Below are 24,282 nucleotides of genomic sequence, written 5' to 3'. Positions count from 1 at the left end.
GGCTGCGCCCAGGATCGCCGGGCGCTCGTTAATATACCCGTAAAAATTACAAATAAGCAATGAATTGTGTAAGCAGCCCCGCCGGCTGTTGCGGCGCCGTGCGCCGTGCGTATAATGATTCGCTTTTGCCATCCCTTCCGCCCCACTCGCGTGCGTCTGCGCCGCGGTGACGCCTCAAGCCTGCCGCCATGATGCCTGCCCCTCCCACCCTGACCATTGCCACGCGCGCCTTGCTGCTGTGCGCCCTGGCCATGCCGGCGTGCGCGCAGGAAGGCGTGGATGGCGGCGCGGCCGGCGTCACGCATGGCGACTTGTCCGCCGAGCTGGCGCAGGGCGGCCAGCACAGTGTGCGCGGCGCCGTGTCGCGCGAGCAGGGCGGCATGACGCTCGATGTGGCCATGGACGGGCTGCGCAATGGCAATTACCGCGATGGCAGCGTGTTTCACCAGCGCGGCTTCAGCGGCGGCGCGGAATGGAAGGTGCGCCAGGGCCGCTTCGGCTTCAGCGCCGACCAGCTGAACCAGGACACCCGCTATCCCGCGCCCGAGGCGCCGTTCCTGGCCTTGCTGGCGGCTCGCCCGGAAGACCTGTACCGCTATGAAGTGCGGCGCGCCAGCGCCTTCGTGCAGCGCTACGTCGGCAAGTTCGAGCTGGGCGTGGAACTGTCGCAGCGGGAAAAGCGCGCCACGGCCCGCTATGCGGGCGAGGACGGCAGCAGCGAAGCGCGGTACAGCAGCCGCCGTCGGCAACTGGCGCCCCGCCTGCGCCATTACGGCAAGGTGGGCGGCGTGGGCACGGATACGGAAGTGGGCCTGGACCTGATGCAGTGGCAGCGGCGCTCGGGCCGCGATGGCGATGGGCAGCGCCGCCAGTACTCGCGCGCGCTGCTGCTGCGCGAGGAACTGGCCTTCGGCGGCCCGTATGCGCCGCGCCTGCTGCTGGGGCTGCGGCATGAACAGTTCCAGCTCGATCCGGCCGACATGCCCGCCGGCGGCAGCGACTGGGAAAACCAGAATGCCTGGGACTTGCAGGGCAGCCTGCTACTGCGCCCGCAACTGAGCGTGTACGCCAAGGCCGCGCGCAGTTACCGCATCGACGACGATGGCTATACCAGCGCCGGCTACCGTCCCCTGGCGGGCCAGCTGCGGCGCGAAATGGAGGTGGGCGCCACCTTCGGCGGCGCGGCGTGCAGCGCTTCCGTGCGCGTGTTCAGCGAGCGCCTGAGCAACCAGATCGTCTTCGACCAGAGCCTGGGCCAGCTGGGCTTTGCGGGCAATCTTGACCCTTCGCGCCGCGACGGCATCGCCATCGAGGCCAGCATGGCGCTGGCGCGCGACTGGCGCCTCGACGCTCAGCTGCGGCAAGTGCATGCGCGCTACGACGATTACGCCTACGACGGCCCGGATATCGCCCTCGTGCCGAAAACCCTGGCCAGCCTGCGCCTGTACTGGACGGGGCAGGGCGGCGCCAGTGGCGACGTGGGCGTGCAATGGTTGCGCGCCCTGCGCTATGGTCCCGATTTCGCCAGCAGCTGCCTGGCGCAGGTGCCCGCCTTCGCCACCGTGGACGCGCGCTATACGCGCAAGCTGGGCGCCTGGGAGCTGGAACTGGCCGGCAGCAACCTGGCCAACCGCCGCCATTACGGCGATGCGCCGGGCTGCCGCTCCAGCATTTACCTCAATGACACGCGCCAGCTGCGCGTGTCGGCGCGCTATCATTTCTGAGGCAGAGGCGCAGCGGCGCTTAAGAGCGGCTTAATCAGACGCAAACGGGGCGCATAAAAGTGCCTTTTTTCCGCCCGGGCTTCGATAGACAGTGCAAAAAGTGGTAATCTCGCCCCGTTCACGACCACTTTATGATGAAGGATTATTATGCGTTTTCTGCGTTTCTTGCGTCCCCTGCTTGCCGCCGTCACCCTGGTGGCAGCCACCGGCGGCGCCATGGCGGCCGATACCGGCTTCACCACGCTCCCGACGCCAGTGCGTACGGACACGGGCAAGAAGGTGGAAGTGGTGGAGTACTTCATGTATTCCTGCCCGCATTGCTATGCGCTCGATCCGTTGATGCACGACTGGGTCAAGAAGCAGGGCGACAAGATCGCCTTCCGCCGCATTCACCTGGCCGCCAATGGCCCGAAAGATCCGCAAGCGCACGCTTATGCCACCTTGGAGGCGATGGGCCAGCTGGACCAGTTCCACGACAAGATCTTCCGCGCCATCCACGTTGAGCGCAACCGTCTGAATCGCGATGACGCCATCCTCGAGCTGCTGGTGAAGAATGGCATCGACAAGGCGAAATACCTGGACATGTTCAATTCCTTCGGCGTGCAGACCAAGATGAAACGCAACGAGCAGCTGATCACCGCCAGCAAGATCGACAGTGCGCCGACCATCGTCATCGATGGCCGCTTCGTCACGTCGCCGGCGCAGCTGTCGCGTCCGGGCCAGTCCGAGCCGCAGACCCAGACAGCGACCTTGCGCGTGATGGATGAACTGGTGGCGCGCGTCCTGAAAGAGCGCGCTCCCGCGCCAGCGAAGAAGTAAGCGGAGACATCATGAAACAGCTGCCCTGGACCTTGTGCGTACTGGCCCTCGCCCTCGTGGCGTGGCTGGCGCTTGCCGTCGTCAACGTGGAAAACCAGCGCAATGCGCTGGTCACCAAGGCTTGCGTGGACCCCGCGTTCAAGAACGAGGTCGACGCGAAATGCCTGGCGTCCGTGCAGTCGCGCGAGCACTGGTGGCAGCACTTGACGTATGCCATGACACATTTCAGGCCTTAGCCGAACGCTTGAAAAAACCCGCCTTGCGCGGGTTTTTTTTCGTCCGCGTATGATGCAGTCACAACCATCGAGGAGGGACAATGAAGGAAGTGATCTTGATTACTGGCAGCAGCCGCGGCATCGGTGCGGCGACTGCCTTGTTGGCGGCGCGCCAGGGCTATGCCGTTTGCGTCAATTATGTGCGCGAGGCGCAGGCTGCCGAGGCACTGTGCGCGCGCATCGTGGCTGGCGGGGGCGAGGCCATCGCCGTGCAGGCCGACGTGGGCGATGAAGCCGACGTGGCGCGTTTGTTCGGCGAAGTCGATGCGCGCCTGGGCACGCTCACGGCGCTGGTCAACAATGTGGGCGTGCTGGAGCAGAAATGCCGGCTCGTCGACATTTCCGCGCAGCGCCTCGAGCGCGTGCTGCGCACCAACGTGATCAGTTATTTCCTGTGCTGCCAGCAAGCCGTGCGGCGCATGTCGACGGCGAACGGCGGGCAGGGCGGGCGCATCGTGAATGTCTCGTCGGTGGCCGCGCGCATCGGCTCCCCGGGCGAATACATCGATTACGCGGCCTCGAAAGGTGCCGTCGATACCTTGACCATGGGACTGGCGAAGGAAGTGGCGGCCGAGGGCATACGCGTCAACGGCGTGCGGCCCGGCATCATCTACACGGACATCCACGCTTCCGGTGGCGAGCCGGGACGGGTGTCGCGCCTGGCGTCCGGCGTGCCGATGCAGCGGGGCGGCCAGCCGGAAGAAATCGCCGACGCCATCCTGTACCTGCTGGGGCCGGGCGCGACGTATGTGACGGGCAGCCTCCTCGACGTGGCGGGCGGCCGCTGATTTTCAACTTATTTTCAACTGCTACAAGCAATTGCTTCAAGCGACGGGCCAATTATCAAATATGGCAAGCGAGTCCAGAATGGCGATGTGCCATGCGCACGCCGATCAACCAACCTGGATTTACCATGCCCGCACCTGTTATTGCTCCCGCCATCCTGGCCCTGTCGCTGCTGGCTGCCGCGCCTGCCCATGCCGCCGACGTGGCGCATTCCCTGCCCCTGCCGGCCCACCTGTCCGGCGCCAAAGCCGACGCCAGGGTGGCGCTGGCCGCGCGCCGCTATGCCGCGTTCTGGCAGAGCGGCGACCCGGCCCTGGCGCGCCTGGCGCTGGCCGAGAATTTTATTGACCGCACCTTGCCCGACGGCCGCCCGCAGGGACTGGCCGGCCCGCTGCAGGCCTCGCAAGTCTTTCACGCGGCCGTGCCAGACTTGCAGGTGGCCATCGACGACATGCTGGTGGCCGGCGACCGGGTCAGCCTGCGGCTGCATTTCACGGGCCGCTTCACGGGCGTCTTCCCCACGCCGCAGGGCCCCTTGCAGGGGCAGGGCCAGGCCATCGATTTTCATGCGTTTGATTTGTACCGGGTCAATGCGCAGGGGCGCATCAGCGACAACTGGCACCTGGAAGACAATCTGACCCTGCTGCGCCAGCTGGGCGTGCTGCCGCCCTGATGGTGGTCAGCTAGGCGTGCGCCGGCAGGGCGGCGAACTGCCGCAGCAGGAAGTCGGCCAGCAGGGCGATGCGCGGCGGCTGGAAGCGGCTGCGCCGGTATAGCAGGTTCAGAGGAACGCTATCGGCAAAGTAATCGTCGAGCACCGTTTGCAAGCGCCCCGCGCGCAGGTCGTCAGCGATGTCGAGCAGGGATTTGTAGGCATAGCCATGGCCGGCCACGGCCCAGCGGCGGATGATTTCGCCGTCGTTGCTGTGCCAGTCCCCCTGCAGGCGCAGGCTGTGGCGCTTGCCCTCTTCACGGTAGCGCCATTCCTGCGGCGCGCCGTCGCCCGCCGTGAGCACGAGGGTGGGCAACGCCGCCAGGTCGCGCGGCACGGCCGGCACGCCCACCTTGGCGGCCAGCGCGGGCGCCACGCAGACGACGCGCCGGCCCGGGTGCAGCAGGCGCGCCACCATCTCGCTGTCGGGCAGCTCGCCATAGCGGATGGCCAGGTCGATGTCGTCTTGCACCAGGTTGGCCGTGGCGTCCGTCAGGGTCAGCGCATGGCGCACCTGCGGGTGCAGCGCGGCAAAGCGGTCGAGCATGGGCAGCAGCAACTGGCGGCCGATGTCGGACGGCGCCGAGATGCGCACGATGCCGCGCACGGCGCCGCCGCCCGCATGCAAGCCGTCTTCCGCCTGCGCCAGCAAGTCCAGCGCCTGTTCGCTGTAGTGGCGGTAGTGCTGGCCTTCTTCCGTCAGGCGCAGCTGGCGCGTGGTGCGTTCGAACAGGGTGACGCCCAGCGCCGTTTCCAGGCGCGCGATGGCGGCGCTGGCGGCGGCCGGCGACAGGCCGTGCTTGCGGCCGGCGGCGGAAAAGCTGCCCAGCATTGCGGCGTCGAGGAACAGGGCGATTTCCGCCAGGCGTCCGGCGCCGCCGCGGCTCATGCCGGGTGCGCGGCCGCTGGCCTGGAAGCAGGCGCTGGCTGGGGTGCCGAATGGGGCGTGATCACCACGGTGCAGGTGGTGCCGGCCACCAGCAGTTGCCCCTTCGGCTGCTCGTCGATGTGGATGCGCACGGGCACGCGCTGCGCCAGGCGCACCCAGTTGAAGGTGGGATTGACGTCGGCCAGCAGTTCACGGCCCGTGGCGGCGTCGCGGTCGGTGATGCCGCGCGCGATGCTCTCGATATGGCCATGCAGGGTGCCGCCGCTCATCAGATTCATTTCCGCCTTGTCGTCCTGCGCCAGCATGCCCAGCTTGGTCTCTTCGAAGTAGCCGACGACATAATACGAGGCGCTGTCGATGACGGCCAGCTTGGCCGCGCCGACGGCGGCGAAATCGCCCTTGTGCACGTTCAGGTTCGTTACGTAGCCGCTGACGGGGGCGCGCACGGTGGTGCGTTCCAGGTTCAATTGCGCCAACGCGCGGGCGGCCAGCGCGGCCTGCACCTGCGACGAGGCCGAGCTGGCGGCGAACGCCGCGCTTTCGCGGCTTTCCGTCGAGATGATGCTGGCGTCGAGATTGGCGCGGCGCTGCGCTTCCTTGCCGCGGCGGCCCTGTTCCGTCCTTTGCGCGGCCAGCACGGCGTCGGCTTGCGCCAGCGCGCTCGCATAGCGTTCCTTGTCGACGATGAACAGGATATCTCCCTTTTGCACCACCTGGTTGTCGCGCACCAGCACGTCCGTGACGGTGCCGGCCACGTCGGCGCTGATGTTGACGATATCGGCCTTGATGCGGCCGTCGCGCGTCCACGGCGACTCCATGTAGCGGTCCCAGACGGTCTTGCCTATCCAGAGGGCTGCGGCCAATAGCAGCAGGGTGATGGCATAGCGGGTCAGTTTGGTTACCATGTCGGCAGCCCTTCCTTGATCAGATTGAACATTTTTTTTATTTGAGTGTTATTTGTACAGCGATAGAGCCAGCGCGCCGAAGATGGCGATGAAGATGCACAGCCGCGCCAGCGACGGGTGCCACACCATGCGGTACACGCCCAGCCAGCCCAGCACGCGGTCAAGCAGGGTTTGCAGGCCGATGCTGAGGATGAACAGGGGCAGCAGGGTAGGAATCAGAATTCCGAACAGGGCGAATTCACGCGGCATGGGAGTCTCCGGCGCCAGGCGCCATATGGTCGAGCAATGAAGTGTAGATTGAATGCAGGTCGGCCAATGCCGTCTGCAGGCGCAGGTCTTGCTCCTGCTTGCGTTCTGGTGTCGCACCCGCTTCCGTCTGCGCCGCGCGCACCACGGCGCCCGCCTGCAGAGTGGCCGCCAGCGCCGCCTGCAATGCCGTGTCGCTGCGCGTGCGCAGCCAGGTGGCGATGTGGTCCACGCACTGCTGCAGCGCGTGGCGCGTGGCGCCTGGCCGGGCGGTCGCAATCAGTTCGCGCAATTCGATCACCGAGTGGCCGATTTCCAGCAGGGTCAAGGCCTGGCGCACGACGGCGCGCGTGGCGACACCCGGCGCCGGTCCGGCCGCCGCATTGAGCTGGCTGAGCAAGTCGCGCACGCGGTTGTCGAAACGGTGTTTCACGCGCCGCGCGGGCGCCGTACACGCATGCAGTGCTTCACGCCACAGGGCAGGGCCGATATGGTCCTTGTGGCCCATCGTGTGCTCGGGCAGCAGCACGGCAAACACGAGGGCGGCCAGCATCAGGCCGACGATCAGGGCCATGCCCGTGTTGAGAAAAGCCGCGCCGTCGACGTGCATCAGATTCGTCGGCGCCATCTGCGTGATGAAGGTCGACACGCCCAGGCCCACGCCCAGCTTGGCCGGATTCGTCATCAGGTACAGGCCGACGGCCAGGAACGGCGCAAAGCTCAGTACCAGCATGGGAAAGCCGTCGCCGTGCACCAGCACGAAATACACGCAGACGAGCGACAGCGGCATGGCGATGAGGAAGCCTGCCAGCACCTGGCGGACCATCATGATGGGGCGCGGCGAGGACGAGGCCAGCGCGCAGAACACGGCCGCCATCAGCATCGCCGTGCTGGCATACGGCCAGGCCAGGAAGTAGGCGCCCAGGGCCAGCAGGGCCAGGCTGATGCCGGCGCGCGCGCCGCTGGCGATCACCAGCGCGGGCGGCGTCTTCGGCGCATACGCCTGCGGCGTGCTCACATCGAGCGGCGTATCGTGCACGAGGCTGAAATACACTTCATGAAAGCGGCTCATGTCGCGCGCGAAGCGTTCGAGCAGTTCGCACACGGTGTCGAAATCGATGCGCTGCGCATGCACGATGGTCGCGCTATCGATGTCCATGCGCGCCTGGCCCAGCGCCGTCTGCAGGTGCTGCTGCATGGTGTCGAGCGAGTCTTGCGAAGGCGTGGTTTGCAGCGCTTCGGCGACGATGGCGTACAGGGGAGCGCATGCCTGCATGACCTGGGTCTCGCCATCGCGCTGCAGGCGGTCGAACAGGCGGTGGAAGGTATAGAAGGTGGTCAGCGCCGTCATGAAGGTGGCGTTGAAGGCATGCAGCTTGCGGTTTTGCGCGCGCACGTGACTCACTTTGCTGGTGACTTCGAACAGGGCGGCCGAGCGGCCCAGCTCCAGCGCCGCCACGTCGGCGGCAAACTGCAAATGCGTCAGTTCCACCTGCGCCGGCGTGAGCTTTTGCTGCAGCACGTCCTGGCAAAAGGAGAGGAATTTGCCGTAGCGTGCCTGCACCGTACGCATCACCTGCGTGCCCTGGTGGCGCGGCAGCAGCACGCTGGACACGGCTGCCGAGCAGATGATGCCCAGGCTCACTTCGGCCACGCGCGTGACGGCCAGCGCGAACACCTGCATCGGCTGCTCGATGGCGGGCAGCACGATCATGCAGGCCGTGTAGCCGGCCAGCACGTACACGTACGACTGGGCGTTGCGGTGCAGTGCCGAGCCGCTCGTGCACAGGCCCACCCACAGGGCCAGGCCGGCGAACAGCAGCACGGGCTGCTGCGGGAACAGGCCGATCAGGGTCAGCGCGGCCGTGCATCCCAGCAGGGTGCCGCACAGGCGGTAAAAGCTTTTTTCCAGCACCATGCCGCTGCTGGGCAGGGCCAGGATGATGGTGGTGGTCATCGCCGTGCTGGGCGAATCGAGGCCCAGGCGGTAGGCCAGCCACAGGGCACAGAACGACGCGATGAGGGTCTTGCCGACGTAGATCCAGCGTTCGCCTTCCGTCGTGCGCCAGTCCTGCAGCGCCAGCGCCAGCCAGTGGGCCGCCCGGGTCAGGGGGCCAGATGTAGGTGTTGTTGCTGTGGCTGGCGTCATCGATAGGCTATCAGTTCTGGTTGTTGAGATTGTTCAGGTTGCGCAACTGGCGCATGTACAGCTTGTCGAGCACTTGCAGCTCTTCGTCCGTGAACCCCTCGTACAGGGCCGAGGTTTCCTGGTACACGTCGGGCAGCGCCGTCTCGATCAGGGCGCGGCCCTTGTCGGTCAGCGAGATCATCACCGAGCGGCGGTCGCCGGGGCGCGTGCCGCGGTGGATCAGGCCGCGCGTTTCCAGGTCGTTGCACACGCGTGTCAGGTTGGCCGGCTTTTCATGGCAGGCCATGCCCAGGGTGCAGGCGTTCGAGGTTTCATCGTCCGTGCCGTACAGCACGGCCAGCACCATGTAGCTGGCATCGACCAGGTCGTGCTTTTTCAGCGCGGCATTGGTCAAGTCCTTCATGCCTTTTTGAATGTGGTACGTCATGCGCAACAGGCGCATCAGTTCCATGGGGAAGCCTGGCATGCGCGTGCGGATGTTTTGCAGCCGCTTGGAGGTGGCGTCAAAAGCGGTCATGTCATATTCCTTCATGTGTGAATAAAGTTCCGATTGTATCTTGTTGGGCTATGGCAATGCCAGGATTGCAAGCTTAGATGCCGCCTCCTAATGCATTCATCAAGGAAACGTACAGATCGAGTTCGCGTGCCCCATTCTGCGCCTGCTGCTGTTCTTCCGCCAGCAGCGCCACTTGCGTGTTGAGCATGTTGATGGCGTCGCTCATGCCTGCCTTGTACGCCTTTTCCGCCAGGTCGCGCGCGCGCTGCGCCGTGGCCAGCGCCTGCACGGTCAGCTGGTGCTGCCTGGCCAGCGATTGTGCCTTGGTGACGGCATTGGCCACGTCCGACATGGCGTTGATGACGGTGGCGTTGTACTGCTCCACGGCGCCGTCGTACACGGCCGTCTGGCTGCCCAGCTGGGCGCGCAAGCGGGCGCCGGCAAAGATGGGCAGGCTCAGCGCTGGCGAGGCGCCGCGGATCTGCGAATTGGCGTCGAGGAAGTGGCTGAAGCCGAAGGCCTGGAAGCCGGCAAAGGCCACCAGGTTGACGTTCGGGTAAAACTCGGCCTTGGCCGCATCGATGCGCTGCGCCGCCGCTTCCACTCTCCAGCGCTGGGCGGCGATGTCGGGCCGGCGGCCGATCAGGTCGGCAGGCAGGGCGGCGGGAATGGCCAGCGGCTGGTCCAGGCGCAGCACGGGGCGCGTGAGCGCCGCACCGGCTGCCGGCCCCTTGCCCGCCAGGGCCGCCAGCTGGTTGCGCAGCAGGGCCAGCGACTCGGCCGACTGCTCCAGCTGGCGGCGGCCCGCCGGCAAGGTGGTTTCGATTTGCGCCACGTCGATGTCGGTGCCGATGCCGGCGGCCTTGCGCTGGCGCGTGATGTCGAGGATGCGGGCGCGCTGCGCCAGGCTGCGTTCGATCACATCCTGCAGCTGGAATTCATACGATAACTGGATGTAGGTGCGTACCAGCGCCGTTTCCAGGGCCAGGCGGGCCATCTGCGATTCGGCCGACGCCATCTGCACGTCGCCCAGGGCGGCGGACAGGGCGGCGCGGTTGCGGCCCCACAGGTCCAGGTCGTACGAGGCCGTGACGGTGGCCTGGTTGCGCCAGGCATAGTTGCCGGCCAGCGGCGCGGGCGTGCTGCCGTGCTGCGAATACAGTTCGCGGTTGATGGAGACGGCCGCGTCCGCCTGCGGGCGGGTCTTGTCCTCGGCCGCGCCGGCCAGCGCCTCGGCCTGGCGCACGCGCGCCTGGGCGCCGCGCAGGGTGGGGCTGTCGGCCAGCGCCTGGTCCATCAAGCGGTTCAATTGCGGGTCGTGCAAGTCTTGCCACCATTGCGTGCGCGGCCATTGTATGGCGGCGCTGGCGGCGGCATCCATGGCCTGGCTCGCTTGCAATTTGTTGGCGTCGAGCAAGGCCGATTGTGGCGCGATATGGCCCATGTCGGCGCAAGCGCTCAAGGCAAGGATCAGGCTGGCGGCAAGCAAACGGCGGTGCAGGGACATGCAGGGACTCCGGGAGAGATCGTGTTGGGGTGATGCTGACAGCTCGCCGCGGTGAGCGCCGGGAGTGGCCCGGGGTGCTGCGCCGCAACTGAGGTGTGTTACTGACTACTGAAACCGGCTGACTGGTTTCTTATTTCACGACGTGCTTGGCCGTTTGCGCGACATCAAAGTCCGCTTCCGTTTGCGGTATCAGGCCAGCCTTGCGGGCGGCGTAGAACTCGGCCATGACTTGCTCGCGCGTCACGTTGCTGGCGGCGGTAGCCGGCGTTTTCGGATAGTCGACTTCGCTGGTGGCGATTTCGCCGGCGTTGCGGGCACGGACGTATTCGGCCGTGACGTCAGCGCGCGTCAGTTGCTGGCTGGTGGCAGGCGCGGCGCTTTGGGCGAAAGCCGAGGTGGCGGTGGTGATGGCAAACAATGCTGCGATGAGTGATTTGGCTTGCATGATAAGACTCCAAAATGTGCATGATGGCTGGGTGGATGGGCCGGATCGCCACGTACCGGTCGGTTCGGCGGCATGGCGCTGGTGGGCGCCGTGCCGCCGATGAAGCAGTTTCTGGATGAGAAGATGCTTACTTGAATTAACTATAGCAATGAATAGTACATTTGTGAAGTAATTTCTAAAAATATTTGTGCGCCGCCGCATTTCCCCTGCGAAAATGCCGTGCAGGCGTGCGCCGCTGGCCGGGCCAGGGGAGTAAGCTGGTTTTTTTATCAAGGGGAGTCAGCCATGAGCGGCAGCACACTCGATCCGGACAATTTGCCCGTCACGCCCGACCGCGTCCTGGGCAGCGGCCATGGCAAGGGCGCGCTCGGGCCCAGCGACAGTTCCGACAGCGGCAGCGACATGCAGGGCGTGCCTGGCCAGGATGCGGAAGAGCTCGATAACGACAGCGATGCGGCCGGCACGGGCGACCGGGCCGGCGTGGAGCCCCACAACGCGACACACGACGGCGGCGATATCGACGTCGATCATGTGGAGCGCCTGGTACCCGTGCCGCCGGCGGAAGGGGACGATGACAAACCGCGTGCGCCGCAGGCGCCCGTGCCGCGTTCCTGATCCTGCTTGCCAGCCGCGACTGGCCGCCACGAATTATTGGCTCTCTTGCGCCATCAGCGTAAAATGTGGACAAGGGGGCGTGCGCGCCGCCATGGCCAGCCGGCCGGCACAGGATAGGATGTCACAGGATGCAAGCGCAAATGTCGGAAGAGAAAGAAAAAGACTTGATGTCGATGTACCGCGAGACGCGGCCGCGCGAGTTTTTTGGCGAAAAAAGTAACACCAATCACCTGGCCTGGAGTTTGCTGGTGATTTTACTGGCGCTGGTGTTCTGGCTGGTCGTGGCCCTGTCGGCGGCGGAAAACCAGCGCCATGCCCTGGAAACGAAGGCATGCCAGGATCGCGTGTTTCCCACGGAAATCGACACGTCTTGCCTGAAGCAGGTCAAGTCGCGCGATCACTGGTGGCAGCATGTGGGCCACGCGCTGGTGCGGATGGGCGCCTGACCCGGGCGCGATCTGTGAACCTGGTGGCCGCCGTGAGGGCAGTTGCGGTAATGGAGCGACAGTGCGGGAGGCGCCATGCCACGCGATCACTCGCGCGAGCAGCCGCAATGGCTGTTGGCGCGCCACAGTGCCTTGACGGCGCGCCAGTTGCTGCGCGCCTACGGCTTGCTATGTCTGTTTTCCCTGACGATTGCCGCTGCCTTTGCGCTGCGCGGCCTCTGGTACATTCCCGTCTTTTCGTTCGTCGAACTGAGCCTGGTGGCCATTGCCCTGCTGCATTACGTACGCCACGCGCGCGACTATGAACACATCGCCCTGCGCGACGGCGAGCTGATCATCGAACAGGTCAGCGCCGGGCGTTGCCGGCGCTACCACTTTTCGCCGTGGTGCACGCGCATCGCCGTGCCGCAAGGGCCGCGCCAGTTGATACACATCAACGATATGCGTGATGCTACCCGGCAGGTGGCGGTGGGCGTCTTCGCCACGCCTGAACGGCGCCGGCAGGTGGCGCAGGAACTGCTGGCCTTGCTGCCATCGCCAATGTCGCCGCCCTGAACGCCTTACACGGCCCGCGACGGACCTTCCCACAGATTGATATGGCCTTCGCGCGCCTGTACGTCGATGGCGGCCAGCTCGTCGGCCGTGAATGACAATTGCTGCAGCGCGGCCACGTTTTCGCGGATTTGCGCGCTGCTGCTCGCGCCGATCAGGGTCGAGGTGACGCGGGGATCGCGCAGCACCCAGGCCAGCGCCATCTGCGCCAGGGCTTGCCCCCGTTGGGCGGCGATCTGGTTCAGTGCGCGCACGCGGGCCAGGTTTTCCGCGCTCAGGTGCTTCTGCAGCAGCGAACCACCGCCGGGACGGTTGACGCGCGCATCCTGCGGTACGCCATCGAGGTATTTGTCGCTGAGCAGCCCCTGCGCCAGCGCCGTGAACGTGATGCAGCCGATGCCTTCTTGCTGCAGGGTATCGAGCAAGCCGTCTTCCTCGATCCAGCGGTTGAGCATATTGTAGGCAGGCTGGTGGATCAGGCACGGCACTTTCCACTCCTTCAGCAGGGCGGCGGCCTCGGCCGTCTTTTGCGGAGAATACGACGACAGGCCCACGTACAGCGCCTTGCCCTGCTGCACGGCGGTGGCCAGCGCGCCCATGGTTTCTTCCAGCGGCGTGTCGGCGTCGTAGCGGTGCGAGTAAAAGATGTCGACGTAGTCGAGTCCCAGGCGCTGCAAGCTCTGGTCCAGGCTGGCCAGCACGTATTTGCGCGAACCGCCGCCCTGGCCGTACGGGCCCGGCCACATGTCCCAGCCCGCCTTGGTGGAAATGATCAGCTCATCGCGGTACGGTAAAAAATCGTCGCGCAGCAGCTTGCCGAAATTGCTTTCCGCGCTGCCATACGGCGGGCCGTAGTTATTCGCCAGATCGAAATGCGTGATGCCCAGGTCGAAGGCCGTGCGCAGCATGTCGCGCTGCGAAGCCAGATTGTTACTGTCGCCAAAGTTGTGCCACAGTCCCAGGGACAGCAGCGGCAGTTTCAGCCCGCTACGCCCGCACGTGCGGTATTGCATGCTGTCGTAGCGGTTCTCGGCGGCGTGGTAGGTCATGGCATCTCCTGGTTGAGTGAAGCTGAGTGAAGCGCTTATTTTGGCGCAAAATCAAGGTCAGCGTGCGTGCTCCTTGCGCGCGACCTGGCGCGCCTTACAATGGGCGTTCAGGAGTCTCGCAAGGAGCGGTCATGGAAATCGAATTGAAACTGTTGCTGGCGCAGCAAGACGCGCCCCGTCTGCGCGCACACCCGCTGCTGGCGCAGACTGCGCAAACAGCGCCAGAGGTGCTGCAGATGCACGACATCTATGTCGATACGCCTGATTTGCAGCTATGCCGCCACCAGGCCGGCTTGCGCGTGCGCCAGGTGGATGGGCGCTGGGTGCAAACCCTGAAGGCGGGCGGCACCGTCAGCGGCGGCTTGCATAGCCGCCACGAATGGGAAGGCGACGTTCCCGGTCCGCAGCCGGACCTCGCCGCGCTCGACTCTGCCATCGGCCGCAAGCAGCCCATCCGCGCGCTGCTGCGCCAGGACGCCATCCGCGACGCCTTGCAGCCCGTGTTTACCACGCGCATCGAGCGCACCGTATGGCAGCTGTGCACGCCACAGGGCGACCAGATCGAATGCGTGTTGGACCAGGGTGTCATTGAAAGCGGCGCGGATGGCGTTGCGCGCAGCGTGCCCGTCAGCGAGATCGAACTGGAGTTGAAACAGGGGCAGGCGGCCAGCCTGTTCGACGTGGCGCTGGCCCTGCTGCAAGACGTGCCGCTGCAGCTGGGCCACATGAGCAAGGCGGAACGCGGCTACCGCCTCGCAGCACCGCAGCCTTTGCGCGCCGTCAAGGCGCAGCCCCTGGCGCTGGACGCGGCGATGTCGGTGGAGCAAGTGTTCCTGGCCATCGCCGGCAATTGCCTGGAGCAAGTCAGCGGCAACCAGGACGGGGTGGCGGGGGGCGAGGACGTGGAAAGCGTACACCAGATGCGCGTGGGCCTGCGCCGTCTGCGCTCGGCGCTGGGCATGTTCAAGTCCCTGCTGGCGCTGCCGGACGACTTGAAGAGCGAACTCGGTTGGCTGGGCGGCGCGCTGGGCGAGGCGCGCGATTGGGATGTGTTGGCTGGCAATACCCTGGCGCAACTCAACGGTGAGGCGGCCACGGATGCGGCGGCGCTGTCAGAGGCGGCGTACGCGCAGGCGCGCATCAAGCACGTGCAAGCGGCCCAGGCCGTCACCTCGGCGCGCTACACGGCTTGCATGCTGGGCTTGCAGCGGTGGCTGCAGGCGCGCACCTGGCGCGACAGTTGCTCCGTGCGCCAAGTGCGGCGCCTGGACGCGTCTATCTGCCCGTTTGCCCGCGCTACCCTGCGCAAGGATCAGCGCCGCCTGGTGAAGCGCGGCAAGCGCCTGCTGCATGCTACGCCGCAGCAGCGCCACCGGGTGCGCATCGCGGCCAAGAAGACGCGGTATGCGACGGAATTTTTTGCCTCGCTGTTTGTCGCGCGCGCCGTGCAACCGTATGTGGGACGGCTGTCGGCCCTGCAGGATGAACTGGGCTGGCTCAACGATGTGCAGGTAGCGGACCGGCTGCTGCAGCAATTGCCCGATGCCCAGGCTGACCAGTCCGCCCAGGACGGGCTGCGGCAGCACGCGGCCTTCGTGCGCGGCTATCTGGCGGCGCGCGCCCAGGCGCAGGGCAGCGATGGCCGCATGCACAAGGCCTGGCGGCGCTTCAAGGCGGCCCGCTTGCCGGCCTGAGCCGGTTTGGCCGTGGCGTGAGCCCCTGTGGGGAGCGGCCATGGCGCGCAGCTTCAGCTCACAGTTTGCTGTTCTGGCAGCCGGCGCTCACGCATTCGCGCACGCGGTCCTGCAGGAATTGCGCGCGTTCGATGGTGGTGCGCGTGGCGCAATCGAGGTTCACATAGAAGCCCGAGCCATCCTTTTTAGAGCATCGCTCGTTGCGCTCGCTGATCCAGGAAAGCTGACCCGATTTCAGCTTTTGCTTGCCGCCGGCATCGAGCTGGGAGCTAAGTTTCTTGTAGTTGGTGTTGAGTTCCTTGTCCGCTTCCTGGTACACCTTGTTGAGGCAGTACAGGCCGTCGAAGTCGTTGCGCGGCGTGTCGCAAGCCGAGTTGGCAAAGGCGGAACCGGAGGCAAACACGAGCAGGGCAAGGATGCATTTTTTCATGGCGGGCTTTCTGGAAATGGTGGGGGCTAGAGTCGGTGAGCAAGGCAGCGCTCTTGCGCATCGTACAACACTTCCCGTCGTGGCCGCGGACGCTTGCGGGCGCGCCCGCCAGCGCCGTCAGTAGGCCAGACGGCCCGGCACGCTCACTTCGATCTGCGTGCCGGCGCCGGGCCGGCTGTCGATGCGCAGACTGGCCCCGATGCCTGCGGCGCGCTCGCGCATGCCGACCAGTCCCCAGTGGCCGGGCCGCTGGCCCGTTTGCACGACGGCGTCATCGAGGCCGCAGCCGTCGTCGCGCACGCGCAGGGTGAATGTCTGGTCCGCATAGTCGAGTTCCAGCACGATGTTTGCCGCCTCGGCATAGCGCGAAGCGTTGAACAGCGCTTCGCGCGCGATGGCATAGATCTCGTCATGCACGCGCGGCTGCAGGCGCCGGCAGGTGCCGCTGACATGCACCGTAAAGGCGTGCGCGCGGTGCTCGGCCAGGCCCTTGCCAAATTGCTGCAGCGCCAGCCGCAGTTCGTCGGGTTCGGCCGAGGCGCGCAAGTCCATGATCTGGTCGCGGCCTTCGATCAGCAGCTGGTCCGCCAGGTTGAGGGTGCCATCGAGGCGCGCCCGTTCGCGCGTGCCCTTGGGCAGCATGTCCGCATGCGCATGGAAGGACAGGATCAGGCCCTGGACGCTTTGCAGCAGGGTGTCGTGCAGCGAGCGGGCGATGCGCGAGCGTTCCGCCAGGCGCTCTTGCAAGCGTTCCTGCAGCCGTTCCTGCATATTGCGCGTCAGGTGGCGGATGCGCAGCACATAGCCGCCATACAGCAGCAGCGCGGCGCCCAGCGCCAGCAGCACCACGAACCACGGCGTTTGCACGAAGGCGGGCGCGATGACGATGTCGAGTCCTGCTCCCTGCGTGTTCCAGACGCCGTCTTCGTTGGCGGCCGTGACGTCGAAGCGGTAGCTGCCGGGTGCAAGGTTGGTGTAGTACGCCTCGCGGCGTCCCACCGCTTCCTGCCAGCCCGCGTCCACGCCCGCCAGCCGGTAGCGCAGGCGCACGCGTTCCGGCATCGACAGGCTCAGGGCCGTGAAGCCGATCTGCAGGTTCTTGCTGCCTTGCGGCAGGTGCTGCGGCTTGCCATCGGCCGGAACATAGCGCACGCCATCGGCCAGCAAGCTGTGGATTTGCACGGGGGGTGGCAGGCGATTGCGGCGGATATGCAGCGGGTCGAGCATGGCGATGGTAGCCGAGGTGGAAAACCACAGCTTGCCATCGGGCGCATGGATCAGCGACGGTACGGGGCGCAGCTGCGAGGCATGGCCCTGCAAGCCGTCGAGCGCGTCGAAGCGTTCCGAGACGACGGCGCTGCCGTCCCGCATCCACGCTGCCAGGCTGGCGGCGCCGATATGCTCGATGCCGTCTGCGCCATGCAGCCACAGGTCGCCGTCCGGCATGCGCACGATGCCCGACACGCCGCGAAACGCTGCGCCGTGCGCACCGCGCAAGGTGTGGAAGTGGCCGGCGCGGTACAGGGCCACGCCGTTTTCGCCGCCGGCCCACATCGCCTCGCCATCGCGATACAGCTGCAGCACCGTACCCACTTGCAGGCCCTCGGGCGCGCCGAGCCGTTTGACGGCGCCCGCGCGCTGGCCATCGGCCACCAGGCTGAGCGTATTGTCGGCATGGCCCAGCCAGACGGTGCCGGCGCCATCGATCGCCATGGCCGTGGTCAGCACCGCCGGCAGGCCGGACAGGCCGCCGTTCGCGATCCATTTTCCGCCGCTCAGGCGAAACAGGCCGCCGCCGGAAAACGAGGCCCACAGGGCGCCCGAGCGGTCCTGCTGCAGCGCCTGCGGATCGAGTCCCAGCACGGGCGGCACCACGCGCGTCATGGCGCCGTTGCGCGCGCGGTGGTGCAGTTCCCGCTCGTTGCCCAGCCATAGCGTGCCGTCGGGCGCCCAGTGGCTGGCCGCCAGCGCCCCTTGCAAGATCACTTTTTTCACCCCGTCGGCGGTAAAGCTGCGCACGTCGCCCACGTAGTCGCCGATCCACACATCGCCATCGGGGCCCGGCAGCATGCCGGGATGGTCGAAGGGTGCGGCGACGGGCAAGGTTTGCAGGCGGTTCGGCCGCAGTCGGTCCAGGCCGGTCGAAGTGCCGAACCACAGATTGCCTTCGCGGTCCTGGAACGACGTTTGCGGCAGCGGGCCGCTGATGCCGTTCTGGCGCGTCAGGCGCTGGGCCGGCAGGCTGGGGCCGGAAGGGTCAAACTTGCGTTCAATGCCATCGGGCTGCATCAGCCACATGGTGCCGGCGCGGTCGAAGCGGATGCTGTTACCCCTGGCGTCGGGCCGGATGGGCGCATCGCCGCGCGGCGCGCTGGTGCGCACGCGGTAGTAATTGCTCTGGCCGTCGACGGCCCAGATGGCGCCATCGGGCGCTTCGTCCATGCTGGTGAGCATGGTGCGCGGCCAGGCATGGGAAAAGCGCGTCTGGCCCGGCTTCCTGAAATATACGCCATGCATGGTGCCCATCCACTGCGTGCCGTCGCGTCCGAACAGGATCTGGTACACGCGCTTGTCGGGCAGGCCCACGTTGGCGGCCTGCGCGACGAAGCGGTCCGCACCCGGCGCCAGGCGCGCCGCGCCATCGCGCGTGCCGACCCAGATGGCGCCGTCGGGCGCTGCCTCGATATGGAACACGGCGCCCGACGGCAAGCCGTCCGCTTCCCTGTAGGTGCGCGCGCCACCCTGGCGAAAGACGCTGACGCCGCCGAGGCGGTAGCCGACCCACACGGCGCCGTCCGACGGCGTGGCCAGGCCCAGTACATTGCTCGACGGCAAGCGGTGGCCGTACACGCTGTCGACGCGGTCGAAGCGCACGCCATCGTAGCGGTACAAGCCGGTGGCCGTGGCGATCCACAGCCAGCCATCCTGGCCCTGGGCGAATTTCAGCACATCGACGGGCGCGCCTTGCAAGGCGCCCCAGGCGTTGTGGGTGTAGTCGGACAGCAGGGGCGATGGCGCGGCCGCGCACGCGTGCAGGTGGCACGCCAGCAGGGGCAAAAGCAACAGGCGGCGCAGCAAATGAGCGGACATCGGGGCAGGGCAGGGTGGCGGGATGCTGATTGTAGCGCAGCGCCTCGCCTTTCAGCAGGCAAAAAAAAGCCTGCGCGGGGCGGCGCAGGCTTTTTTCTCCTTACGTTGACAGGAACTGCTTACGCGAAGTTCTTGGCAACGAAGTCCCAGTTGACCAGGCCCCAGAACGTTTCCACGTACTTGGCGCGCAGGTTGCGGTAGTCGATGTAGTAGGCGTGTTCCCAGACGTCGCAGGTCAGCAGCGGCTTGTCGCCGGTGGTCAGCGGGCAGCCGGCGTTCGAGGTGTTGACGATGTCGACGGAGCCGTCGGCTTTTTGCACCAGCCAGGTCCAGCCCGAACCGAAGTTGCCCACGCACGATTTGGTGAATTCTTCCTTGAACTTGTCGAACGACGACCATTTGGCGTTGATCGCGTCAGCCACGGCACCCGTAGGCGCGCCGCCGCCGGCCGGCTTCATGCCGTTCCAGTAGAAGGTGTGGTTCCATACTTGCGCTGCATTGTTGAAGATGCCGCCCGACGATTTCTTGATGATTTCTTCCAGCGACAGGTTCTCGAACTCGGTGCCCTTGATCAGGTTGTTCAAGTTGGTGACATACGCCTGGTGATGCTTGGCATAGTGGTATTCCAGGGTTTCTTTCGAAATATGCGGCGCCAGAGCGTCCATTTCATACGGCAGTGGTGGCAGAGTATGTTCCATGTGATGTCCCTTTGTGGTGAGTGTTCGGAGTCTTCCAGCCTGTGGCCGGAGGGTTGAGCCAAGCTTGCTTGAAGCAGGCATTCTTGCTGAACGAGCCACTATTGTAAAGCGGATGCGCCATTGCTGCAGATTCCCGCACGCGGCGCGGATGCCGTTGGCGTAGTGATTCTCGTTTCGCCTGAATCGGTCGGAAAAGTTCCCAACCGCAAGCCTCAGCGGATGCGGCGGGTGGTCTCGCGTACGATGAGTTCCAGTGGCGGAATGGCCGCCTGCACGGCTTCGCCATTGATCAGGCCCAGCAGCGCTTCGGTGGCGATGCGGCCGATGTCGTACAGGGGCTGGTGGATGGTCGTCAGCGGCGGCGTCGTGTAGGACGAGCCGGGCAAGTCATCGAAACCGACGAGCGAGATATCGTCGGGCACGCGGATGCCCTTGCGGTACAGGCACAGGCGCACGCCGTAGGCGGACAGGTCGTTGGCGGCGAAGACGGCGCTAAATTGCTGCTGCGTATCAAATAAATGGTTCATGGCCAGCATCCCGCTTGCCTCGTGGAAATCTCCTTCCACCATCAGCTTCGGATCGATGGCGATGTCCGCTTCGCGCAGCGCGCGCTGGTAGCCCGTCAGGCGCTCGGCCGCATCCGTGTTGTTGGCTGGACCGGCAACAAAGGCGATACGGCGGTGGCCCAGTTCCACCAGGTGGCGCACGGCCAGGTAGGCGCCGTATTCGTTGTCGAGCTTGAAGCCAATGGCGCTTTTCGTCGCCAGCGCGCGGCCCGTCGAAACGATGGGCCGCTGCTGCGAGAAATCGAGCACGCTCTCGTCCGAGATGCGCCCCGACAGCAGGATGATGCCGTCAACTTTTCTCGCCAGCAGCAAACGGATGCGGTCGGCTTCCTCCTGCGCATTCCAGTGCCCGCTGACGATGACGGACGCATAGCCCGTGTCTTTCAAGCCATCGTCCACGCCGCGCAGGCTTTCGTCGAAGAAGGGGCTGGAAATATCCTGCACCACGATGCCGATGGTCATCGAGCGGCCTTTTTTCAATCCCTGCGCCATCTGGTTCGGCGCGAATTTCATGTGCGCAATCGCTGCCAGCACGGCGTCGCGCTTGTCGTCGGACACCCTGGCCGTGCCATTCAGGATGCGCGAAACGGTGCTGGGGGACACGCCGGCCTGGCGGGCCACGTCGAGCAGGGTGGAGGGGGGAGCAGCGTGGGCGCTATCGTTCAAGGTGATTCCTGGGTATCAAGATGGCTGGTTGTCAGTGTTCTGAAAACCTTTTCATCGAAAGATTACCATAAATGGCCAATAACGCCCCAGGGCGGGCCTAACCCGGCATATTGTTGGCCGTGCACGTCGGCTTGCACGCAGGCGCACCTCGGCTGCTGCGCTAAGCCAAGCTACTTATGAAAACGTTTTCACAAAAAACAACAGCAAGCCCGGCGGCCCGTATTTTCGCCTTTCTCATAGGAGAACACGCGGCATGGCGCGACTACTGCAATGCTGCCATCAATAAAAATGACAACTTTTTCGGTTGACTTGCATTTCTTTGCGGTGTTAAATGGAAGCATGTTGTGAAAACGTTTTCAAGATAGAAGACGCTCAATAAACGGAGATGAAATAATGAAGTCAAGCATCCTTGGCGCCGCCCCGCTGGCAGCGCTGACCCTGGCCTTTGGCGTGGCCGCCGCGCCCGCAGCCGTCCCGCCGGCGGCAGCCCTGCCGGCGCTGGCCCCCGCCACGATTACCGTCGCCTCGTTCCCCGACCTGGACCGCGCCGTCAAGACGGCCTTGCCCCTGTGGGAAAAGCTGTACCCGCAAGTGAAGGTCAAGCTGGTCAGCCTGCAGATCGACGACCACCATAACTCGATGACGACGGCGCTGGCGGCCGGCGCACGCCTGCCTGACGTGATGGCCATCGATTTTCGTTATGTCGGCAGCTTCGCCGAATCGAAGGGCATGGAAGATTTGCTGCAGCCGCCTTACGGGGCAGGGCAGTACCGCGCCCAGTTCGTGCCGTTCACCTTCGTGCAGGCGACCAGTTCGCGCGGCACCCTGGGCGCCATGCCGGCCGACCTGGGGCCCGGCACCCTGTTTTACCGCAAGGACCTGATGGACAAGGCGGGCATCAAGGAGGCCGACCTGACGGCCTCGTGGGAGTCGTACATTGCCGCCGGCAAGAAGCTCAAGGCCGCCACCGGCACCTATCTGCTGGCCGGCGCCAGCGACCTGGCCGACATTGTTATCCGCGCCAACCTGACAGATGGCGAAGGCATTTACTTTGGCGACAAGGGGCAGGTGCTGGTCGACTCGCCCCGCTTCGTCAAAGCCTTCGAATTGGCCAAGGCGGCGCGGGTGGCGGGCATCGATGCGCGCACCGTGGCCTGGACGGGCGAATGGGCCGAAGGCTTCAAACGCGACAAGGTCGCCAGCCAGATGATGGGTTCCTGGCTCAGTGGTCACCTGGCCAAGTGGCTGGCGCCCGACTCCAAAGGCCAGTGGCGCGCGGCGAACCTGCCGGCCGGCGCGCTGGCGTCTTACGGCGGCTCCTTCTACGGCATTCCGAAAAAGGCGGCGAATAAAACCCAGGCCTGGGAATTCATCAAGTTCATGACCGTCAACAAGGATATCCAGCTGCACTCGCTCAAAGAGATCGGCGCCTTCCCGGCCCTCAAGGCGGCGTATGCGGATCCGATGATGGATGAACCGCAAGCGTATTTCGGCGGCCAGAAGACGCGCTTGCTGGCGCGCGACACGGCGGCGAAAATCCCCGTCATCCGCGTCGACAAGTTCGACGCCGTGGCGCGCGACATCGTCAACATGGAACTGGAAAGCGTGCTGGCGCAAAACAAGGATATCAAGACGGCCCTGGCCGACGCCAAGGCCCTGATCACTCACCGCGCGCGGCGCTAGGAGCAGCATGACTACCTCCATGCCTTGTACCGAGGGTGCGCCCGCTGCTGCTGCAGCGAGGCCCGCCAGGAAACGCTTCAACATGAAGAAGTGGGCGCCGTACATTTTCATCAGCCCCTTCTTCATCCTGTTCGCCGTCTTCAGCCTGTTCCCGCTGCTGTTTTCCATCTATTTGTCGTTCAACCAATGGGAAGCGGCCAGCGGCGTGGAAGCCATGCAGTGGGTGGGACTGGATAACTACAAGTACGCCTTGAGCGATCCGTGGTTTTTTCGCTCGCTGGGCAATACCGTCTGGCTGGCGCTGGCCTCGGGCGTACCGCAGCACCTGGTCGCCATTCCGCTGGCGGCCTTCATCCACAACAGCTTCAAGCGCTCGCGCAACCTGGTGATCGGCATTTACTTTTTACCGTTCATCACCTCCAGCGTGGCCATCGCCATGGTCTTCAACACCCTGTTCTCGCGCGACTATGGCCAGATCAATGTGCTGATCCAATGGTGCGCCAGCCTGCCGCTGGTGGGAGGCCTGTTCCCTGCCGAATCGATCGACTGGCTGGGCAGCTCGCTGTTCATCAAGCCGGCCGTCGCTTTCGTGATTTTCTGGCGCTACCTGGGCTGGAATCTGGTGCTGTATCTGTCCGCGTTGCAGGTCATCCCCAAGGATTTGTATGAAGCGGCCACCATCGATGGCGCCTCGAAACGCCAGCAGTTCTGGTACATCACCCTGCCGCAGCTGCGCCCGATGATCTACCTGGCCGTCACGCTCACCATCATGGGCAATCTGCAGCTGTTCGAGGAACCGTTCGTGCTGGTGGCCGAATCGAGCGGCGTGAGCCAGTCGGTGATGACGACGGCCATCTTCGTCTACAAGACAGCGTTTTCCTCGGGCGACTTCGGTACGGCGTCGGCTATTTCCTGGCTGCTGTTCCTCATCATCGCCAGCACCACCTGGGTGAATAACCGTATCTTCAGCCGCAATGAACGTAGAGAAAAACGCAAGGAGGCCCGATGAAAACTACCCGCTGGACGGCCTACGCCATGGTGGCCATCGGCGCCCTGATCATGGTCGCGCCGTTCTACTTCATGTTCGTCTTCGCCACGCATACGAGCGCCGAGATCTACAGCCTGCCGCCGCCGCGCTGGTTCGGCACGGCCCTGCTGAACAACATCGAGCTGCTGCAGGAGCGCCTGCCGTTCTGGCGCAACATCGGCATCAGCCTGTACGTGGCCCTGATGACGACTGCATTGACCCTGTTCTTTTGCTCGCTGGGCGGCTATGCCTTCGCCATGTACGAATTCCGCTTCAAGCGGCCCTTGTTTACCCTGGTGATGGCGTCGATGATCATCCCGTCTTTCATGAACATGATTCCGACCTTCATGCTGATGGATTTCCTCGGATGGCTGGATCAGCCGCGCGCCCTGTACGTGCCGGGAGCGGCCGGCGCGCTGGGCATTTTCCTGATGCGCCAGTACATCGGCACGGCGATTCCGAAGGACTTGATCGAGGCGGCGCGCATCGACGGCTGCGGCGAATTCGCCATCTACTGGCGCGTCGTGCTGCCGCTGATCGGCCCTGCGATGGGTACCCTGGGCCTGATCACCTTCATCAACTCGTGGAACAATTTCATCACGCCGCTGGTCGTCATGCGCTCGGTCGAGAACTATACGATCCCGCTGGCCCTGCGCAGCATGCAGGCGCCGAACAACACGGAGTGGGGCGCGCTGATGACGGGCGCCGCGATTGCCGTGCTGCCGCTGTTGCTGATGTTTTTTGTCGCCTCGAAGCGCCTGATCGAGGGCCTGACGCAAGGCGCCGTCAAAGGCTAGATCTTTCTTAATCCAC

24 protein-coding genes are annotated in these 24,282 nt (G+C 65.2%); 12 read left to right on the top strand and 12 right to left on the bottom strand.

What is annotated here, in order from left to right; genetic code table 11:
• Positions 1-188 precede the first annotated feature (188 nt).
• The 5 genes from ACQ4WY_RS20300 to ACQ4WY_RS20280 all read left to right on the top strand — a co-directional run bounded on the left by ACQ4WY_RS20300 (position 189) and on the right by ACQ4WY_RS20280 (position 4,277).
• A complete protein-coding gene (locus ACQ4WY_RS20300) occupies positions 189-1,724 on the top strand; it encodes a TonB-dependent receptor domain-containing protein (protein WP_436505586.1) in 1,536 nt (511 codons plus the stop codon).
• Between the two features lie 147 nt (positions 1,725-1,871).
• Positions 1,872-2,543 carry a thiol:disulfide interchange protein DsbA/DsbL gene (locus ACQ4WY_RS20295; RefSeq protein WP_436505585.1) on the top strand — a complete coding sequence of 224 codons (672 nt, stop codon included), beginning with the start codon at positions 1,872-1,874 and terminating at the stop codon, positions 2,541-2,543.
• 11 nt (positions 2,544-2,554) lie between these two features.
• Positions 2,555-2,779, top strand: a complete 225-nt coding sequence (locus ACQ4WY_RS20290; RefSeq protein ID WP_219133298.1) for a hypothetical protein — start codon at positions 2,555-2,557, stop codon at positions 2,777-2,779.
• Positions 2,780-2,859: 80 nt separating this feature from the next.
• A complete protein-coding gene (locus tag ACQ4WY_RS20285; RefSeq protein WP_436505584.1) occupies positions 2,860-3,606 on the top strand; it encodes an SDR family oxidoreductase in 747 nt (248 codons plus the stop codon).
• A gap of 125 nt (positions 3,607-3,731) precedes the next feature.
• Positions 3,732-4,277 (top strand): ester cyclase, encoded by a 546-nt coding sequence (locus ACQ4WY_RS20280; RefSeq protein WP_436505582.1) that lies wholly within the window; start codon positions 3,732-3,734, stop codon positions 4,275-4,277.
• Positions 4,278-4,287: 10 nt separating this feature from the next.
• Here ACQ4WY_RS20280 and ACQ4WY_RS20275 read toward each other — a convergent pair whose 3' ends face one another.
• From ACQ4WY_RS20275 to ACQ4WY_RS20245, 7 genes are all read right to left on the bottom strand, one after another.
• The gene (locus ACQ4WY_RS20275; protein ID WP_436505580.1) at positions 4,288-5,205 is read right to left on the bottom strand and encodes a LysR family transcriptional regulator; all 918 of its coding nucleotides are present in this window, start codon (positions 5,203-5,205) and stop codon (positions 4,288-4,290) included.
• A complete protein-coding gene (locus ACQ4WY_RS20270; RefSeq protein ID WP_436505578.1) occupies positions 5,202-6,110 on the bottom strand; it encodes an efflux RND transporter periplasmic adaptor subunit in 909 nt (302 codons plus the stop codon). Before ACQ4WY_RS20270 ends, ACQ4WY_RS20275 begins: the two co-directional genes overlap by 4 nt.
• Before the next feature lie 48 nt (positions 6,111-6,158).
• A complete protein-coding gene (locus ACQ4WY_RS20265; RefSeq protein WP_070224633.1) occupies positions 6,159-6,359 on the bottom strand; it encodes a DUF1656 domain-containing protein in 201 nt (66 codons plus the stop codon).
• Complete coding sequence (locus ACQ4WY_RS20260) at positions 6,349-8,505, bottom strand: FUSC family protein (protein WP_436505576.1); 2,157 nt, start codon at positions 8,503-8,505, stop codon at positions 6,349-6,351. The genes ACQ4WY_RS20265 and ACQ4WY_RS20260 overlap by 11 nt, the downstream gene beginning before the upstream one ends.
• Positions 8,506-8,515: 10 nt before the next feature.
• Positions 8,516-9,022, bottom strand: coding sequence for a MarR family winged helix-turn-helix transcriptional regulator (locus ACQ4WY_RS20255; protein WP_034782299.1), 507 nt, complete (start codon positions 9,020-9,022; stop codon positions 8,516-8,518).
• Positions 9,023-9,095: 73 nt separating this feature from the next.
• Entirely contained in the window at positions 9,096-10,508 is a 1,413-nt protein-coding gene (locus tag ACQ4WY_RS20250) for an efflux transporter outer membrane subunit (protein ID WP_436505574.1), read from the bottom strand.
• Positions 10,509-10,638: 130 nt separating this feature from the next.
• Complete coding sequence (locus ACQ4WY_RS20245; protein ID WP_436505572.1) at positions 10,639-10,953, bottom strand: DUF4148 domain-containing protein; 315 nt, start codon at positions 10,951-10,953, stop codon at positions 10,639-10,641.
• Between the two features lie 285 nt (positions 10,954-11,238).
• Here ACQ4WY_RS20245 and ACQ4WY_RS20240 point away from each other — a divergent pair, with 285 nt between their 5' ends.
• The 3 genes from ACQ4WY_RS20240 (at position 11,239) to ACQ4WY_RS20230 (ending at position 12,569) form a co-directional block, all read left to right on the top strand.
• The gene (locus ACQ4WY_RS20240; protein ID WP_436505571.1) at positions 11,239-11,568 is read left to right on the top strand and encodes a hypothetical protein; all 330 of its coding nucleotides are present in this window, start codon (positions 11,239-11,241) and stop codon (positions 11,566-11,568) included.
• Positions 11,569-11,696: 128 nt separating this feature from the next.
• A complete protein-coding gene (locus tag ACQ4WY_RS20235; protein WP_353658449.1) occupies positions 11,697-12,014 on the top strand; it encodes a hypothetical protein in 318 nt (105 codons plus the stop codon).
• A 75-nt stretch (positions 12,015-12,089) separates the two neighbouring features.
• The gene (locus ACQ4WY_RS20230; RefSeq protein WP_436505570.1) at positions 12,090-12,569 is read left to right on the top strand and encodes a DUF2244 domain-containing protein; all 480 of its coding nucleotides are present in this window, start codon (positions 12,090-12,092) and stop codon (positions 12,567-12,569) included.
• 5 nt (positions 12,570-12,574) lie between these two features.
• Here ACQ4WY_RS20230 and mgrA read toward each other — a convergent pair whose 3' ends face one another.
• A complete protein-coding gene (gene mgrA, locus ACQ4WY_RS20225; protein ID WP_436505568.1) occupies positions 12,575-13,615 on the bottom strand; it encodes an L-glyceraldehyde 3-phosphate reductase in 1,041 nt (346 codons plus the stop codon).
• A gap of 131 nt (positions 13,616-13,746) precedes the next feature.
• Between mgrA and ACQ4WY_RS20220 the strand changes: the two genes are divergently transcribed.
• On the top strand, positions 13,747-15,309 hold the full coding sequence (locus tag ACQ4WY_RS20220; protein ID WP_436505566.1) for a CYTH and CHAD domain-containing protein: 1,563 nt from the start codon (positions 13,747-13,749) through the stop codon (positions 15,307-15,309).
• A gap of 58 nt (positions 15,310-15,367) precedes the next feature.
• Here ACQ4WY_RS20220 and ACQ4WY_RS20215 read toward each other — a convergent pair whose 3' ends face one another.
• The 4 genes from ACQ4WY_RS20215 to ACQ4WY_RS20200 form a co-directional block, all read right to left on the bottom strand.
• The gene (locus ACQ4WY_RS20215) at positions 15,368-15,739 is read right to left on the bottom strand and encodes a lysozyme inhibitor LprI family protein (protein ID WP_436505564.1); all 372 of its coding nucleotides are present in this window, start codon (positions 15,737-15,739) and stop codon (positions 15,368-15,370) included.
• Positions 15,740-15,856: 117 nt separating this feature from the next.
• On the bottom strand, positions 15,857-18,829 hold the full coding sequence (locus ACQ4WY_RS20210; protein WP_436505562.1) for a sensor histidine kinase: 2,973 nt from the start codon (positions 18,827-18,829) through the stop codon (positions 15,857-15,859).
• Positions 18,830-18,948: 119 nt separating this feature from the next.
• A complete protein-coding gene (locus ACQ4WY_RS20205; RefSeq protein WP_070224622.1) occupies positions 18,949-19,527 on the bottom strand; it encodes a superoxide dismutase in 579 nt (192 codons plus the stop codon).
• 212 nt (positions 19,528-19,739) lie between these two features.
• Positions 19,740-20,759, bottom strand: a complete 1,020-nt coding sequence (locus ACQ4WY_RS20200) for a LacI family DNA-binding transcriptional regulator (RefSeq protein ID WP_436505561.1) — start codon at positions 20,757-20,759, stop codon at positions 19,740-19,742.
• Between the two features lie 393 nt (positions 20,760-21,152).
• Between ACQ4WY_RS20200 and ACQ4WY_RS20195 the strand changes: the two genes are divergently transcribed.
• The 3 genes from ACQ4WY_RS20195 (at position 21,153) to ACQ4WY_RS20185 (ending at position 24,266) form a co-directional block, all read left to right on the top strand.
• On the top strand, positions 21,153-22,442 hold the full coding sequence (locus tag ACQ4WY_RS20195; protein WP_436505559.1) for an extracellular solute-binding protein: 1,290 nt from the start codon (positions 21,153-21,155) through the stop codon (positions 22,440-22,442).
• A gap of 82 nt (positions 22,443-22,524) precedes the next feature.
• Entirely contained in the window at positions 22,525-23,451 is a 927-nt protein-coding gene (locus tag ACQ4WY_RS20190; protein ID WP_436505558.1) for a carbohydrate ABC transporter permease, read from the top strand.
• Positions 23,448-24,266: a carbohydrate ABC transporter permease gene (locus tag ACQ4WY_RS20185; RefSeq protein ID WP_070282696.1), complete on the top strand. Its 819-nt coding sequence runs from the start codon at positions 23,448-23,450 to the stop codon at positions 24,264-24,266. Before ACQ4WY_RS20190 ends, ACQ4WY_RS20185 begins: the two co-directional genes overlap by 4 nt.
• The last annotated feature ends 16 nt before the right edge of the window (positions 24,267-24,282 follow it).

Origin of the sequence: Janthinobacterium salmonicoloratum (genome assembly GCF_051380845.1) — a bacterium.
Classification (GTDB): Bacteria; Pseudomonadota; Gammaproteobacteria; order Burkholderiales; family Burkholderiaceae_D; genus Janthinobacterium; species Janthinobacterium lividum_F.
Note: the sequence above shows the minus strand (reverse complement) of the source record. Positions and strands in the feature narration are given on the sequence as shown.